Raw genomic sequence first — 15625 nt, forward strand, 5'->3', positions numbered from 1 at the left:
TTCAATCTCACTCCGCCGCGATCAGGACGGATTCGGAATGCGGGTTTGCCGCGTAATCGTCGATCCGCTTCTCGATCTCGTGACGGAAGTGCCGGATCAGGCCCTGAACCGGCCAAGCCGCCGCGTCGCCGAGCGCGCAGATGGTGTGGCCTTCGATCTGGGTCGAGACTTCGAGGAGCATGTCGATCTCGCGCTTCTGGGCGCGGCCTTCGGCCATGCGGGTGAGCACGCGCCACATCCAGCCCGTGCCTTCGCGGCAAGGCGTGCACTGGCCGCAGCTCTCGTGCTTGTAGAAGTACGAGATGCGGGCAATCGCCCGGACGATATCGGTCGACTTGTCCATGACGATCACGGCCGCGGTGCCGAGACCGGATTTCAGGTTCCGCAGCGTGTCGAAATCCATGTAGGCGTCGGCAATCTCGTGCGCCGGAACGATCGGCACGGACGAGCCGCCTGGGATCACGCCGAGAAGGTTGTCCCAGCCGCCCCGAATGCCGCCGCAATGGCGGTCGATCAGCTCGCGGAAGGTGAGGCCCATGGCCTCTTCCACGTTGCAGGGCTTGTTGACGTGGCCCGACACGCAGAACAGCTTGGTGCCCACGTTGTTCGGCCGGCCGATGCCGGAGAACCAGGCCGCGCCGCGGCGCAGGATCGTTCCGGCGACCGCGATGGACTCGACGTTGTTCACGGTCGTCGGGCAGCCGTAGAGGCCCATATTGGCCGGGAACGGCGGCTTCAGGCGCGGCATGCCCTTCTTGCCCTCCATGCTCTCGATGAGAGCCGTCTCTTCGCCGCAGATGTAAGCGCCTGCGCCGTGGTGGACGTAGAGGTCGAACGGATAGCCGTGGATGTTGTCCTTGCCGATGAGCTTGGCCTCGTACGCCTCGTCCACCGCCCGCTGGAGCGCATGGCGCTCGGCCACGTACTCGCCGCGGATGTAGATGTAGGCCGCATGGGCTCCCATGGCGAAGGATGCGATGAGGCAGCCCTCGACGAGGAGATGCGGATCATTCCGCATGATCTCGCGGTCCTTACAGGTGCCCGGCTCGGACTCGTCGGCGTTCACGACCAGATAATGCGGACGGCCGTCCGACTGCTTGGGCATGAAGGACCATTTCAGGCCCGTGGGGAAGCCGGCGCCGCCGCGACCGCGCAGGCCCGACGCCTTCATCTCGTTGACGATCCAGTCGCGGCCCTGTTCGAGCAGGAACTTCGTTCCGTCCCAGGCGCCGCGCATTTTCGCGGCCTTGAGGTCCGGCGAGTGGAAGCCGTAGAGATTGGTGAAGATACGATCTTTGTCCTGAAGCATTCCCGATCACTCCATCAGGACGACTTGTTGTCTTTGTCGACGATCACGCCCGGCTTGCTCTCGCTGCCGTCGCGACGGGTCTCCGCCTGTGCCGGCGGCGTCCCTGCGGAAGGCGTCGTTGGGCTCGCAGGCACGGCTTCACCCTTCTTCTTGGGCGAAGCCACATAGGACTTGCCGCTCTGCGGGGCCGGCTGGACACCCGCCTCCTTGGGCTCGACCTTGGTCGCTTTCGAGGTATCCGCGGCTTCCTTCTGGTCCGCCGTGCTGATCGGCTTCTCGCCTTCTTTGGCGCGCTTGGCCGGCGTATCGGCGGCATCGCTCTCGATGGGGCGTCCGGCCGTCGGCTTTGCAGCCTTGGCTTCCTGCGGGACGCTCGCCATCGCGGCGGCAGCCTCGCCGGTTTCCGTGGCCTTAGCCTGCTCCTCGAAACGCTTGCGCCAGGCGCCGACGACGGAGCCGTCGTAGAGAGCCGGGTCCTGAAGGGTGTTCACGGCCTCGAAGGGCTCAGAGCGGTTGCGGCCGATCTGGGATCCGACCTTCACGGGGCGCCCGGCTGCGAGATCGTCAAGCAACTTCTCGAAGTTCTCGGTGGTGAGATCCTCGTAATAGTCGTCGTTGATCTGCACCATGGGCGCATTCGAGCAGGCCCCCAGGCACTCGACTTCGAGCCAGGAAAACGTGCCGTCCGCCGTCACGTGGTTCTGGTCGCCGACGCGGCGCTCCAGCACCTTCCTGATGTCGCCCGCACCGCGCAGCACGCACGGCGTGGTGCCGCAGAACTGGATGAAATATTTTCCAACCGGCTCCAGGTTGAACATCGTGTAGAAGGTCGCCACCTCCATCACGCGGATCACCGGCATGTCGAGCCTGGCCGCGACGGCCTCGATGGCCTTGCGAGGCAGCCAGCCGCCGGCCTGATCCTGAGCCTTGGTCAGGAGGGCGATCACGGCCGAAGCCTGCCGGCCTGGCGGATATTTGGCGATTTCCTTTTCCGCAAAAGCTTCGGTCTCGGCGGAGAGAACGAAGCTCTCGGGCTGCATGTTTTCAGGCGCGAGCTTACGAACGGCCATACACTCTTCTCCTCATCGCCATGGCCGGGCAGAAGCCCGGCCAATCGCGACTTGAAATTGTCCAGCACGCCTTGAAAGAGCGTGGATATCCGCCCCGGATCCGGGGCGGCTCTTGTTAGCGGTCGACCTCGCCGAACACGATGTCGATAGAGCCCAGGATGCCCGCGACGTCGGCCAGCATGTGGCCGCGGCACATGAAATCCATGCCCTGAAGATGAGCGAATCCCGGAGCGCGAATCTTGCAGCGGTAAGGCTTATTCGTTCCGTCCGACACGAGATAGACGCCGAACTCGCCCTTCGGGGCTTCCACGGCGGCATAGACCTCGCCCGCCGGGACGTGGAAGCCTTCCGTGTAGAGCTTGAAGTGGTGAATCAGCGCTTCCATCGAGCGCTTCATGTCCTTGCGTGACGGCGGAGCAACCTTGCCGTCGAGGGTCGCCACCGGCCCCTGCCCGTCGGGCGCCCGCAGCTTGGTAAGGCACTGGCGCATGATCCGTACGGACTGGCGCATCTCCTCCATGCGGATGACCTGACGATCGTAGTTGTCGCCGTTCTTGCCCACGGGGATGTCGAATTCCATCTCCTCGTAGCACTCGTAAGGCTGCGCCTTGCGCAGGTCCCAGGCAACGCCGCAACTGCGGATGATCGAGCCGGAGAAGCCCCAGCGGAAGCAGTCGTCCAGCGTGAGGACGCCGATGTCGACGTTACGCTGCTTGAAGATCCGGTTGCCGATGACGAGGGTGTCGAGGTCGTCGAGCACCTGCAGGAACGGGTCGCAGAAGGCCTCGATGTCGTCGATCAGCTCAGGCTGGATGTCCATGTTCACGCCACCGGGGCGGAAATAGTTGGCATGCATCCGCGAGCCGGAGATCCTCTCGTAGAAGATCATCAGCTTCTCGCGCTCCTCGAAGCCCCAGAGAGGCGGCGTGAGCGCGCCGACGTCCATGGCCTGCGTGGTCACGTTGAGGAGGTGGGAGAGGAGCCGGCCGATTTCCGAGAACAGGACGCGGATCAGTTGAGCACGCCGAGGCACCTCGATGCCGAGCAGCTTCTCGGTCGCCAGACAGAAGGCATGCTCCTGGTTCATCGGCGCGACATAGTCGAGCCGGTCGAAATAGGGATTCGCCTGAACGTACGTCTTGTACTCGATCAGCTTCTCGGTGCCGCGGTGCAGCAGGCCGATATGCGGATCGACACGTTCGACCACCTCGCCGTCCAGCTCCAGCACGAGGCGCAGCACGCCGTGCGCCGCCGGGTGCTGCGGGCCGAAGTTGATGGTGAAGTTGCGGATATTATGCTCGCCCATGGGTCGCCTCTCCGCTCCTTATGCCTTGGCCTTCTCGTCGCCGGGCAGCACGTAGTCGGTGCCTTCCCAGGGCGAGAGGAAATCGAAGTTGCGGAATTCCTGGTTGAGCTTCACCGGCTCGTAGACCACGCGGCCCTGTCCGTCGTCGTAACGGACCTCGACGTAGCCGGTGAGCGGGAAGTCCTTGCGGAGCGGATGTCCCTCGAACCCGTAATCGGTCAGGATCCGGCGCAGGTCCGGATGCCCGGAGAACAGGATCCCATAGAGGTCATAGGCCTCGCGCTCGAACCAGTTCGCCGCGGGCCAGAGACCGACGAGCGAGGGAACGGGAGTGACCTCGTCCGTCTCGACCTTCAGGCGGATCCGCCGGTTATGATGGGGCGCGAGGAAGTGATAGACCACGTCGAAGCGCTTCTCGCGGGCCGGGTAATCGGCACCGCAGATATCGATGAAGCAGACGAACCGGCACTGCGGATCGTCCCGCAGGAAGGTCGCCACCCGGACGATGTCCTCGCGGCGGGCGACGATCGTCAGCTCGTCGAAGGCGATAGCCCGGCTCTCGATCGCCTCACCGAGGGACGAGGCGATATGATCGCTCAGGGCTTGGAGATCAGCACTCATGCAACGACCTTTGCTCAGCGCTCGATGGTGCCGGTCCGGCGGATCTTCTTCTGCAGAAGCAGCACTCCATACAGGAGCGCCTCGGCCGTCGGCGGGCAGCCCGGCACGTAGATGTCGACCGGCACGATCCGGTCGCAGCCACGAACCACGGAATAGGAATAGTGATAATAACCGCCGCCATTGGCACATGAGCCCATGGAGATGACGTAGCGCGGCTCCGGCATCTGGTCATAGACCTTGCGGAGGGCGGGAGCCATCTTGTTGGTGAGCGTCCCGGCCACGATCATCACGTCGGACTGACGCGGGGAGGCGCGCGGCGCGAAGCCGAACCGCTCGACGTCGTAGCGCGGCATGGACATCTGCATCATCTCGACGGCGCAGCACGCTAGGCCGAAGGTCATCCACATGAGCGAGCCGGTGCGCGCCCAGGTGATGAGGTCCTCGGTCGAGGTCACGAGGAAGCCCTTATCGGACAACTCTTCGTTGATGGAGACGAAATAAGGGTCCGTCGATCCGACCGGCTTGCCCGTGTTCGGGTCGATGACGCCCCACGGCGCGGGAGCGACCAGGGTCGATTGGGTATCGGAGATCAATCCCATTCAAGGGCCCCCTTCTTCCACTCGTAAATGAATCCGACCGTCAGGACGCCCAGGAACATCATCATGGAGATGAAGCCGAACCAGCCAAGGTTCCCGAACGTGATCGCCCAGGGAAACAGGAATGCCACTTCGAGGTCGAAGATAATGAAAAGGATGGCGACGAGGTAGAACCGCACGTCGAACTTCATGCGGGCATCGTCGAAGGCATTGAAACCGCACTCGTAGGCGGACAGCTTCTCGGTATCGGGACGGCTGTAGGCCACGATGAACGGAGCCACGAGCAGCGCCACCCCGATCAGGAGCGATACGCCGATGAAGATTACGAGAGGCAGGTAGTCGGCGAGGAGATTCGTCATACGACACCTAGAAGGTACGGAGCACGGCCTAGGACCGGCAACCTGAAACGCATTTAAGCCACAGATGGGCCCGACGAAAGCCCCTGCGGCAACACGTTGATTGCGCGGGAGGCTTAACCGAGTTCCCCTTCCGTGACAAGTGTTTGCACTGCCGCAAAAAGAACCATTCCAAATTAGGATGTGGCCTTTTCCGCCGCTTTCGCCGCTTTTCGGTTGGCTGCGGCCTCGGCCTGCCCTGCGGCAGCCTCGGCCTTGGCCTTCGCCTCGCACTTGGCCCGAATCTCGTCGAGCTCTTCCTGGGTCAGGTGTTCGATACCGATGAACACGTTTTGAGCCGCACTGGCCCGGATCAGCTCGTCGAGCTTGGCCTGAATGGCCGCGCCGTCACGATTCTGCGTATTCTGGATCAGGAACACCATCAGGAAGGTGACGATCGTCGTCCCGGTATTCACGACAAGCTGCCAGGTATCGGAAAACCCGAACAACGGGCCGCTGAGAGCCCAAACCAGGATGATAAGGAGACTGACACCAAAGGTCATGGGCCGACCCGCTACCTGGGCGACCCAATTGGAGAAACTCGTGAACAATCTAGACGTCAACATCGACAACGACCTCGCACCTCCCCTCGCCGGTTAACGCCCAGCTGGGCCAAATGCTCCAAACCACGAGGAGAATGCGGCCTTCGGCCAAAAAGCGCCGCCCCGACGGAGAAATCCCGCGGATCGCGACGGCTCGCCAGCTCCGGGATGCGTCATCCAGAGCCCTATCGAACCTGATTTTCGGGAGGGGAAGTGGCGCGGGCGACGGGGCTCGAACCCGCGACCTCCGGCGTGACAGGCCGGCACTCTAACCGACTGAGCTACGCCCGCGCATTGGACCGCCAAAGCGGTGTGGGTGCGGTTTAAGGGCGGCCCTGCCCCCTGTCAAGCGCTGAATACAACCGTTTCGGAAAGACCGCGCCAAATGAGATTTCCCGGGCCGCCCGGCCTCGATCACTCGCCTACCGGAGCCTCGCCTGCGCCTTTCAGGGAGGACAGAACCCGGTCGCATTCGTAGAGATCCTCGAGGGCGGCTCGGAGCCCATGGAGCGCCTCCGGCGACAGCCCTTCCCGAGGAGGAAGACGGTCTGAATCCTCCTCTTCATCGAGGTTGGGACCCGTCGATGGCGCTTTATCCTCAACGGCCGGCTGCGCGCCGCCGGCAGGCAGCGCCGAGGCGCTCTGTTCGCCGCGTCCAACCGCCTGGACGAAGCGCACCCCCTCTTCTTTCAGGATCCGCTGCACGCCCTTGATCGTATAGCCTTCGCCGTAGAGGAAGTGGCGAATCCCCTTGAGCAGGTCGACATCGTCCGGGCGGTAATAGCGCCGTCCGCCGCCGCGTTTCAGCGGCTTGATATGACTGAAACGGGTCTCCCAGAAGCGCAGCACATGCTGAGGAACATCGAGATCTTCGGCGACCTCGCTGATCGTGCGGAATGCGTCGGGGCTCTTGTCCATGACGCCACTCGCCATCGCCGGATCAATCCTCGCCTTCGAAGGTCTCGCCGTTGATATGCGCCTTCAAGACGTTCGAGGGCTTGAAAACCATGACGCGGCGGGGATCGATCGGAACCTCGACGCCGGTCTTGGGATTGCGGCCGACCCGCTCTCCCTTGCTGCGCACGATGAAGGACCCGAAGGACGACAGCTTGACGGTCTCGCCGGCGGCCAGGCTGTCGCAGATCTCGGCCAAGACCCGCTCCACCAATTCAGCCGATTCGGTCCGCGAGAGCCCCACCTTCTGATAGACGGCCTCGCTCAGGTCCGCTCTCGTTATCGTCTTGCCAGCCATTGAGCTCCCCAGCGCGAATGAGTTCCTTGGTCTTGTCGTCCAGGACGACGCTATGCAGATGGCTCCCTATGGTCAACCGCCAAGGTCGATAGACCGGATACCACCAGAGTCGATTCCTTCCACCGGCGGATTACCAACGGATCAGCGCGCTGCCCCAGGTGAAGCCGCCGCCGATCGCCTCGATCATGACGAGGTCCCCGTCCCTGATCCGCCCGTCCTTTCGAGCAGTGTCCAGCGCGAGGGGAATCGAAGCTGCCGATGTATTGCCGTGCCTATTGACGGTGATGACGACTTTCTCCGGCGCGATGCCGAGCTTGTCCGCGCTAGCCGTGATAATGCGCTTGTTGGCCTGGTGCGGCACGAACCACTTCAGCTCCTCGGGGCTCGTGCCGGTCGCCTTGAAGGCATCCTGTACGACATCGGCCACCATGCCAACGGCGAACTTGAAGACTTCGCGCCCCTCCATCTTCAGAACGCCCGTCGTCTTCGTCGAACCGGGACCGCCATCGACATAGAGCTTATCCCGGTAGCGACCGTCGGACCGGAGGTGAGAGGTCAGGACGCCTCGATCGGAGGACGTGCCCTCCCCCTCCTGGGCCTCCAGCACGATAGCTCCCGCGCCGTCGCCAAACAGCACGCAGGTGGTGCGGTCGTTCCAGTCGAGAATGCGGGAAAAGGTCTCGGCACCGACAACGAGGGCGCGCTTGTGCGAACCGGATTGCAGGAACTTGTCCGCCGTCGCCACCGCATAGACGAAACCCGTGCAGACGGCCTGGAGATCGAAGGCTGCCCCATGGGTCATGCCGATGCCGGTCTGGATCATCGTGGCGGTCGAGGGGAAGGTGTAATCCGGCGTCGAGGTCGCACAGATGACCAGATCGATATCCTCGGCCCGAAGCCCGGCATCGGCTAGGGCTGCCTCCGCCGCCTTGATCCCAAGCACCGATGTAGTCTCGTCGTCGTCAGCGATGTGGCGCGCCTCGATGCCGGTCCGCTGCACGATCCAGTCGTGCGAAGTGTCCACCAGCTTCTCAAGGTCCTGGTTTGTCAGTTTACGCCTCGGCAGATACGAGCCGACGCCGCGTACGACGGAACGAATACGTTTCAAGATGCGCCTTCCTCAGGCCGAGTGGCCAACCGGGTCATGGTCGAGCATGCTCCGGATTGTGTTCATCAATTCAAAATGCGCCATGTCGTAGGCGACGTCGATGGCGCTGGCGAAGCCTAGATCGTCCGTGCCGCCGTGGCTTTTGACGACGACGCCTTCGAGGCCCAGGAAGACACCGCCATTGACCTTGCGGGGATCCATTTTGTCCCGGAGAGCATTAAAGGCCTGTTTCGCGAAGAGATAGCCTATCTTGGCCATCAGGGTGCGACTCATGGCCGAGCGCAGGTACTGGGCGATCTGCTTCGCCGTTCCCTCGGCGGTCTTCAGGGCAATGTTGCCCGTAAACCCTTCGGTCACGACCACATCGACGGTGCCTTTGCCGAGATCGTCTCCTTCGACGAAGCCGCGATAATCCAGATGCGGGAGATTCGCGTCCTTTAGGATCCGGCTTGCCTCCTTGACGGCCTCGATGCCCTTAATCTCTTCCGTACCGACATTCAGGAGCCCGACGGTCGGGCGATCCAGGTCGAATACGATCCGAGCCATGGCGGCCCCCATGATCGCCATATCCACCAGATGTCCCGCATCCGCCCCGATCGTCGCGCCGACATCAAGCACGATGCTTTCCCCGCGCAAGGTCGGCCACATGCAGGCGATGGCCGGGCGCTCGATATGGGCCATGGTCTTGAGGCAGACCTTGGCAGTCGCCATCAGGGCCCCGGTATTGCCCGCCGACACGGCTGCATCCGCCTCCCCGTCCCGGACAGCCTGGACGGCCCGCCACATGGACGATTTCCCCCGCCCCATCCGGATGGCCTGGCTCGGTTTCTCGTCCATGGCGATGGCGATGTCGGTATGGCGCAATTCGGTCGCTTCCTTCAGCTTGGGATGAGCTTTCAGAAGGGGCGCGACGATCGCTTCATTGCCGAACATCAGGAAGCGGAGGTCCGGATGCCGCTCCAAGGCCAAGGCTGCGCCCGGGATCACGATGGACGGACCGTGATCGCCCCCCATCGCATCAAGCGAAATACGCACCGGCTTCGGCATGAACGATTGTTCTTTCTTTTTAAGTCATTCAACAGGGGGCGGAAAATAGCGGTTTGCGGTTGCTCCGCAACTGAATTCTCAGGAGTTGCGCCTACCTTACGCAACGTGCAGGTATGCGCTGAAGCCTGACGCCGCCAGCCCTATTGGCTTCCCTTGAGCCTGTTCAAGGACGCGAATGGAGAATCCTTTGCATCGGCGGGATCCTGGTAGCTGAAATCGACGCCGGGCTTCCGGGGATAGGGATCCAGGCCGAGAGCCAGGAACTCGGCCGTGAGCGCACCGAGGTCGATCTGCCCGTTCACGATCTCGTCCGGGGGCTCATATTCGTTGATATCGGTGGGCGGTTCCGCCGGCATCCCGGACGGTTCAGCGAAATCGACTTCGACCTCTTCCTCCATCGTGGAATCGAAGGGCTCCAGGGACGTGACGCAGACCTGCGTGATCGAGGCCTTGACCACGCCCGTCACATGGATGCCCTTGGCCGAGGCCTTCAGCTGGTAGTCGCCGGAGAGGGCCTGGATCCCCGGCAGCCCGAAGTCCTTTGCCAGCGCGGCGCATTCCTCGGCCGTCGCCTCCACATGGACCTCCTGCCCCCGGGGCGGGATCTTCATGACGTCGATCAGCCGCGACAAGGGTCCCACGGTTTCCGGTGTCATCAGGTTGCCTCCTTAAGCAAAGGTCTCAGGTTCAGGAAAAGTGGGGCCGGTCTCCAGAAGGGTGTCCAGATCCATTGCCTTGAGCCCCCGATCGGCTGCGAAGGCATAACGCGCCAGGGGGCCGGCCGGTGCCTCACCGCCGTAGACGTTGCGGCCGAAAGCAAGCGCCAGAGCCTCCCCGTCGTCGGCATTCAGGGGAGCGTCATAGGCGTGAGCCCGTCCGTAGAAGGATTCCGCGACCTTCTTCATGCGTTTCGGCACGACCGTGTCGCCGACGCCCATTTCCCTCAAGGACGCATCCATGTCCCGGAAGAAGGCATCCGTCAGGTCCTTGGCCACCTCATCCGCGGGCTGCGGGAGCTGGCGCAGGGCGCGCAGGACCAGCACCATATGCAGCGACAGCGCCTCGAACCGCCCTTCCAAGGTGTCGGGAATGCCAAGTGCCGCATAGAGCCCGGGAGCACGGGACGCCGTCGCGATTCTCTTGTAGAGGGTCGCGATGGTGGTGCGTCGGGGGTCTTTGCGGAAGAGACTGAAGATCACGGCTCTGCCCTTCCAAGCTTGTCAAATTCCTAGCCTCGGGTTACGCCATCACCATCCGTAGGCGCAAGCTCATCCGCGCCGCAATTCTGGAAGAACCGTACGATGCGTCGATATCATACCCTTTTGGTGCGTTTGGCTACTGCAACCGTTCTCGCCTCTTCCTTGGCCGCCTGCACGATGGGCGAGGAATTCCAGCGCGGCTATGTCGTGGATGAGCGTGCGCTTGCACAGGTGAAGAAGGGAATGAGCGCCGATCAGGTTCTTCAGACCCTCGGAACTCCCTCCACGGTCTCCACCGTCGGCAACCGCAACTGGTATTATATCAGCCAAAAGTCCCGCAGGACGCTTCAGTTCATGGGCGAGCAGGTCGTGGACCAGCAGGTGACCGCTGTCTATTTCGACAAGGGCCTGAGGGTCGAGCGCGTCGCCCTCTACGGCCTCCAGGACGGCAAGGTCTTCGACTTCATCAGCCGCACCACCCCGGCCGGCGGCGAAGAGGCGAGCTTCCTCGGCCAGATCTTCAAGGGCATGACCACCTTCAACCCGTTCAGCTGATCCTCTGTCAGCCAAAGAATTCGGCATGGCCGGGCTTCGTCCCGGCCATTTTCTTTGAGTCTGACAGAGAAGCAAATAGCCCGCGGCGCTCGCCGCGGGCTTGAGGATCGTTGCTGCAGGCGCCTCTACGAATGCGCGAGGATTGCAAGGAGCAGCAGGGCGATGATGTTCGTGATCTTGATCGCCGGGTTCACGGCAGGGCCGGCCGTGTCCTTGTAAGGGTCGCCGACGGTATCGCCGGTGACGGAGGCCTTGTGGGCTTCCGAGCCCTTGTGATGGGTCGCGCCGGATGCATCCGTGAACCCGTCCTCGAAGGATTTCTTGGCATTGTCCCATGCGCCGCCGCCTGAGGTCATGGAGATGGCCACGAAAAGTCCGGTCACGATCACGCCGAGCAGCATGGCGCCCACGGCCGAGAAAGCCTCGGATTTGCCCGCCACCCAGTAGACGACGAAGTACGTGACGATGGGCGCCAGCACCGGCAGGAGCGAGGGCACGATCATTTCCTTGATCGCCGCGCGAGTGAGCATATCGACGGCGCGGCCGTAATCGGGACGGTCCGTTCCGGCCATGATGCCGGGCCTCTCGCGGAACTGCCGGCGCACTTCCTCCACGACGGATCCCGCTGCTCGGCCAACCGCCGTCATGGCGATGCCGCCGAACAGGAACGGGATGAGACCACCGAACAAAAGGCCGACCACCACATAGGGATTGGTCAGCGAGAAGTTCGGCGCCACCCCCTGGAAGTAGGGATATTGCGCAGCGTTCTGCGTGAAGTAGTTCAAGTCGGACGTGTAGGCGGCGAACAGCACCAGCGCACCGAGGCCCGCGGAGCCGATGGCATAACCCTTCGTCACCGCCTTGGTGGTATTGCCGACCGCGTCAAGGGCATCCGTCGACTTGCGGACCTCTTTCGGCAGACCGGCCATCTCGGCGATGCCGCCGGCATTGTCGGTCACCGGGCCGAAGGCGTCGAGCGCCACGATCATGCCGGCGAGAGCCAGCATGGCCGTCACGGCAATCGCGATCCCGAACAGGCCCGCGAGCTTGAAGGCCACGATGATGCCAGCGATGATCACGATCGTCGGCAGCGCCGTGGCTTCCAGCGAGACCGCAAGGCCCTGGATCACGTTGGTGCCGTGACCCGTTACGGAGGATTGCGCGATCGACCGGACGGGACGGAAGCCAACGCCGGTATAGTACTCAGTGATGACCACGATCAGCGCCGTGACGGCCAGACCGATGACGGCGCACCAGAAGAGCGCCTGACCGGTGAACTCGGAGCCGGCAATCGGCCCGAAACCAATCATCTGCCACGTGACGAGAGCGATCGCCGCCGCCGAGAGGATGCCGGTTGCGATGAGGCCCTTGTAGAGCGCGCCCATGATGGACTCGTTCTGACCGAGCTTTACGAAGAAGGTGCCGATGATCGAGGTCACGATACAGGCCGCCCCGATGGCGAGCGGGTACATCAGCATGGTGTCGAGGGTTGCCTGACCGGCGAAGAAGATCGCCGCGAGCACCATGGTGGCGACCACGGTCACCGCATAGGTCTCGAACAGGTCCGCCGCCATGCCGGCGCAGTCGCCGACATTGTCGCCCACGTTGTCGGCGATGGTGGCCGGATTGCGCGGGTCGTCTTCGGGAATGCCGGCCTCGACCTTGCCGACGAGGTCGCCGCCCACGTCGGCACCCTTGGTGAAGATACCGCCGCCGAGACGGGCGAAGATCGAGATCAGGGAGGCTCCGAAGCCCAGGGCCACGAGGCTGTCGATGACCACGCGGTCGGACGGGTTCAGGCCGGAAACCCGGGTGAGATAGCCGTAGTAGAGCGCAACGCCGAGAAGCGCGAGACCCGCAACCAGCATTCCGGTGACGGCGCCCGCCTTGAAGGCGACGTCGAGACCGCCGCCGAGCGACTGTGTGGCGGCCTGGGCGGTGCGGACATTGGCCCGGACCGACACGTTCATGCCGATAAAGCCGGCGGCGCCGGAGAGGATGGCGCCGATGGCGAAGCCGATCGCGACCCGGATGCCGAGGAAGTAGGCGATGACGGCGAACAAGACGACGCCCACGATGGCGATCGTGGCATATTGCCTGCGGAGATACGCTTTCGCGCCCTCGGCGATCGCACCGGCGATTTCCTGCATGCGCTGAGAACCGGCGTCCCGCTTCATCACGTCGCCAATGGCCCAGAAGCCATAGACGATCGAGAGAACGCCGCCCACGATAATTAGGGTGAGTGCCATCATGCCATCCTTGTTATGGGAAAGCAGAAAGCCGCTCCTCAAGGCCCGTTTCTCGGCCTCGATCGGCCCCTACCCCCAGCGAACTTTATATTTGGTGGCAAAAAACTAGGCCGTACGCAACAATCCTACCGGCGCAACTCACAGAAAGGCCTTCATACTTTAAGCGGGTGCGATCTTTAAGCGGGTGCGATCATCTTCGTCTTCTGCTGCCAAGCTAGAAGAAGTAGCGCGACGACGACCGGTGGGAAGACCAGCCAGGTCACGCTTTCCCAGCCGCCTGCGCTCAGGAGCTTGCCTGACGAGAAGGACGCCACGGCGACCGAGCCGAAGATCAGGAAATCGTTGGCTGCCTGGACCTTGGCACGCTCCTCGGGGCGGTAGCACTCGGTCACCAGGGCGGTCGCGCCGATGAAGCCCAGATTCCAGCCGAGCCCGAGCAGAACCAGAGCCGTCCAGAAATGGGCGATCCCGATGCCGGACAGGCCCACGAGGGCGGCAAGGGCGATCAGCACGAGGCCCGCGGCCGTCACTGCCCCCTTGCCGAACCGGGCGATCAGCCGGCCGGTGAAGAAGCTCGGCCCGAACATCGCCAGGATATGCCATTGGATGCCGAGTGCCGCCGCGCTGACCGGGTGACCGCAGCCGATCATCGCCAGGGGAGCCGCGGTCATCATGAAGGTCATGAGGCTATAGGAGACGAGACCGGTCACGGCGGCGACGATGAAGCGGGGCTGGCGCACGATCTGGATCAGCGGCCTTCCGCCCGCTTTCGAAGAAGCGATCCCGAGCGGGGCCGGGCGCAGGAACGATACGGCGATCATCGAGAGCATCGCCAGGGTGGCCTGCCCCAGGAACGCGCCCGCGAAGGGCGCCGCGTCGACCGCATCCCTCGTCCAGATCACGGTTTGCGGCCCGACGACGCCGGCCACGAGACCTCCCGTCATGACCCAGGAAATCGCCTTCGGCTTGAAAGCCTCGGAGGCCGTATCCGTCGCGGCAAAGCGATAGCTCTGGTTGAAGGAGCCGTAGCTGCCGATGATCAGGGTGCCGAGGCAGAACAGGGGGAAGCTGAAGGCCGCGATGCCGAAGGCGGCCAGGCAGCCGCCGGCAAGCCCGATGCCGGCGCCGACCATGTAGCCGATGCGCCGTCCAGCCTTGCGCATCAGCATGGCGGCCGGGACGGTACCGAGGGCGAGGCCCAGGTTCAGCAGGCTGATGGGAAGCGTCGCCAGCTCCTTGTTCGAGGCGAGCGACTGCCCCACGAGGCCGCCGAGGGACACGACGATGGCCGGGCTCGATCCGCCGAGGGCCATCGCGACGGCGAGGACGACGGCGTTGCGCTTGGCAATGGAGTCGCTGGAAGCCGGGTGGAAGGAGGTATCAGAAATGCTGGTAGGAGCCGACATCGTAGCGTCTTTCGAGACCGTTCATCCGAAAGACGGGCAAGTCACGTCCGGGGACGACTCGGCCGATCACGGAGAGGGCGATCCCGACCCTATCGGCCTCTTTCCGGAAAGTGTCGAGATTCATTTCCGACACGGTACAGAGAATTTCGTAATCGTCTCCCCCGGTCAGGGCGAGGTCGAGCAGATCCGGCGAAGCCTGGATTGCCCTTGCGGCCGCCCCGGAGAGCGGCACCCGGTCAGCCTCGATGAGAGCGCTGGCTCCGCTGACCCGCATCATCTTGGCGAGGTCGCCTGCGAGGCCATCGGAGACGTCCATGGCGGCGCTGGCATGGTCGCGCAGGGCGGCAGCCAGACGATGGCGGGGCCGGGGGTGGAGATAGCGATCGGCGAGATGGGCCTTCTCATCCGGAGAAAGACTCCCGGCCCAGGCCGGGTCGGAGCGGAGCTTCAAGCCCAGGGCGGCGTCGCCGATGGTGCCCGTGACGCAGATCAGGTCGCCGACCCGGGCGCTCGTGCGCCGGACCATGCGGCCGGCCGGAACTTCGCCGACGGCCGTGACCGACAGGGTCAGGGGCCCCGTGGTCTTCACGGTGTCGCCTCCGAGGAGCGGGCAGGCGAAATCGCGCGATGCCTCCCCAAGGCCTGCGGCAAAGGCGGTGAGCCATTCCTCGGTCCAGGTTCCCGGCAACGCGAGGCTCAGCAGGAACCCGGCCGGGTCGGCACCCTTGGCGGCGAGATCCGAGACGTTCACGCCCAGAGCCTTGCGGGCGATGGAGCCGGGAGCATCCTCAGGCAGGAAATGGACACGCTCGACCAAGGCATCCGCGGTGAGGACGAGATCGTGTCCCGGTTTGGGCGTCAGACAGGCCGCATCATCCGTGAGGCCGAGGCCGCCCGTACCGGCGATGGGGGCGAAGAAACGGGCGATGAGGCTGTCCTCGCCCGGGCGTTCCGTCGAACTCATCGGTCA

At 63.7% G+C, this 15625-nt stretch carries 17 protein-coding genes and 1 tRNA gene; 1 reads left to right on the plus strand and 17 read right to left on the minus strand.

Annotated elements, in window-relative coordinates; all coding sequences use genetic code 11:
• Window positions 1-7: 7 nt before the first annotated feature.
• The 14 genes from nuoF to U0023_RS20745 all read right to left on the minus strand — a co-directional run bounded on the left by nuoF (window position 8) and on the right by U0023_RS20745 (window position 10445).
• The gene (nuoF, locus tag U0023_RS20680) at window positions 8-1309 is read right to left on the minus strand and encodes an NADH-quinone oxidoreductase subunit NuoF (RefSeq protein WP_009491121.1); all 1302 of its coding nucleotides are present in this window, start codon (window positions 1307-1309) and stop codon (window positions 8-10) included.
• 14 nt (window positions 1310-1323) lie between these two features.
• Window positions 1324-2379, minus strand: a complete 1056-nt coding sequence (gene nuoE / locus U0023_RS20685; RefSeq protein WP_009491120.1) for an NADH-quinone oxidoreductase subunit NuoE — start codon at window positions 2377-2379, stop codon at window positions 1324-1326.
• Between the two features lie 115 nt (window positions 2380-2494).
• Complete coding sequence (locus U0023_RS20690) at window positions 2495-3685, minus strand: NADH-quinone oxidoreductase subunit D (RefSeq protein WP_009491119.1); 1191 nt, start codon at window positions 3683-3685, stop codon at window positions 2495-2497.
• A gap of 18 nt (window positions 3686-3703) precedes the next feature.
• Window positions 3704-4306: an NADH-quinone oxidoreductase subunit C gene (locus tag U0023_RS20695; RefSeq protein WP_009491118.1), complete on the minus strand. Its 603-nt coding sequence runs from the start codon at window positions 4304-4306 to the stop codon at window positions 3704-3706.
• Between the two features lie 14 nt (window positions 4307-4320).
• A complete protein-coding gene (locus U0023_RS20700) occupies window positions 4321-4905 on the minus strand; it encodes a NuoB/complex I 20 kDa subunit family protein (RefSeq protein ID WP_009491117.1) in 585 nt (194 codons plus the stop codon).
• Window positions 4896-5261 carry an NADH-quinone oxidoreductase subunit A gene (locus U0023_RS20705; protein WP_009491116.1) on the minus strand — a complete coding sequence of 122 codons (366 nt, stop codon included), beginning with the start codon at window positions 5259-5261 and terminating at the stop codon, window positions 4896-4898. The genes U0023_RS20700 and U0023_RS20705 overlap by 10 nt, the downstream gene beginning before the upstream one ends.
• 173 nt (window positions 5262-5434) lie before the next feature.
• Window positions 5435-5863, minus strand: a complete 429-nt coding sequence (locus U0023_RS20710) for a low affinity iron permease family protein (protein WP_009491115.1) — start codon at window positions 5861-5863, stop codon at window positions 5435-5437.
• A 190-nt stretch (window positions 5864-6053) separates the two neighbouring features.
• Window positions 6054-6130, minus strand: a tRNA-Asp gene (locus U0023_RS20715).
• A gap of 123 nt (window positions 6131-6253) precedes the next feature.
• Entirely contained in the window at window positions 6254-6757 is a 504-nt protein-coding gene (locus U0023_RS20720; RefSeq protein ID WP_009491114.1) for a MerR family transcriptional regulator, read from the minus strand.
• Between the two features lie 22 nt (window positions 6758-6779).
• The gene (locus tag U0023_RS20725; RefSeq protein ID WP_009491113.1) at window positions 6780-7091 is read right to left on the minus strand and encodes an integration host factor subunit alpha; all 312 of its coding nucleotides are present in this window, start codon (window positions 7089-7091) and stop codon (window positions 6780-6782) included.
• 130 nt (window positions 7092-7221) lie between these two features.
• Window positions 7222-8199 carry a beta-ketoacyl-ACP synthase III gene (locus tag U0023_RS20730; RefSeq protein WP_009491112.1) on the minus strand — a complete coding sequence of 326 codons (978 nt, stop codon included), beginning with the start codon at window positions 8197-8199 and terminating at the stop codon, window positions 7222-7224.
• 12 nt (window positions 8200-8211) lie between these two features.
• On the minus strand, window positions 8212-9246 hold the full coding sequence (plsX, locus tag U0023_RS20735; RefSeq protein WP_009491111.1) for a phosphate acyltransferase PlsX: 1035 nt from the start codon (window positions 9244-9246) through the stop codon (window positions 8212-8214).
• Window positions 9247-9386: 140 nt separating this feature from the next.
• A complete protein-coding gene (locus tag U0023_RS20740; RefSeq protein WP_009491110.1) occupies window positions 9387-9902 on the minus strand; it encodes a YceD family protein in 516 nt (171 codons plus the stop codon).
• 12 nt (window positions 9903-9914) lie between these two features.
• Window positions 9915-10445, minus strand: a complete 531-nt coding sequence (locus U0023_RS20745; protein ID WP_009491109.1) for a ubiquinol-cytochrome C chaperone family protein — start codon at window positions 10443-10445, stop codon at window positions 9915-9917.
• A gap of 102 nt (window positions 10446-10547) precedes the next feature.
• Between U0023_RS20745 and U0023_RS20750 the strand changes: the two genes are divergently transcribed.
• Complete coding sequence (locus tag U0023_RS20750) at window positions 10548-11000, plus strand: outer membrane protein assembly factor BamE (RefSeq protein ID WP_009491108.1); 453 nt, start codon at window positions 10548-10550, stop codon at window positions 10998-11000.
• A gap of 125 nt (window positions 11001-11125) precedes the next feature.
• Here the strand turns inward: U0023_RS20750 and U0023_RS20755 are convergent, their stop codons facing one another.
• The 3 genes from U0023_RS20755 to thiL all read right to left on the minus strand — a co-directional run bounded on the left by U0023_RS20755 (window position 11126) and on the right by thiL (window position 15619).
• Entirely contained in the window at window positions 11126-13252 is a 2127-nt protein-coding gene (locus U0023_RS20755) for a sodium-translocating pyrophosphatase (RefSeq protein ID WP_040638269.1), read from the minus strand.
• A gap of 173 nt (window positions 13253-13425) precedes the next feature.
• Window positions 13426-14655, minus strand: coding sequence for an MFS transporter (locus U0023_RS20760; RefSeq protein ID WP_009491106.1), 1230 nt, complete (start codon window positions 14653-14655; stop codon window positions 13426-13428).
• Window positions 14630-15619 carry a thiamine-phosphate kinase gene (thiL, locus tag U0023_RS20765; RefSeq protein WP_009491105.1) on the minus strand — a complete coding sequence of 330 codons (990 nt, stop codon included), beginning with the start codon at window positions 15617-15619 and terminating at the stop codon, window positions 14630-14632. The genes U0023_RS20760 and thiL overlap by 26 nt, the downstream gene beginning before the upstream one ends.
• Window positions 15620-15625: the final 6 nt, after the last annotated feature.

Origin of the sequence: Microvirga lotononidis (assembly GCF_034627025.1) — a bacterium.
Lineage (GTDB): Bacteria > Pseudomonadota > Alphaproteobacteria > Rhizobiales > Beijerinckiaceae > Microvirga > Microvirga lotononidis.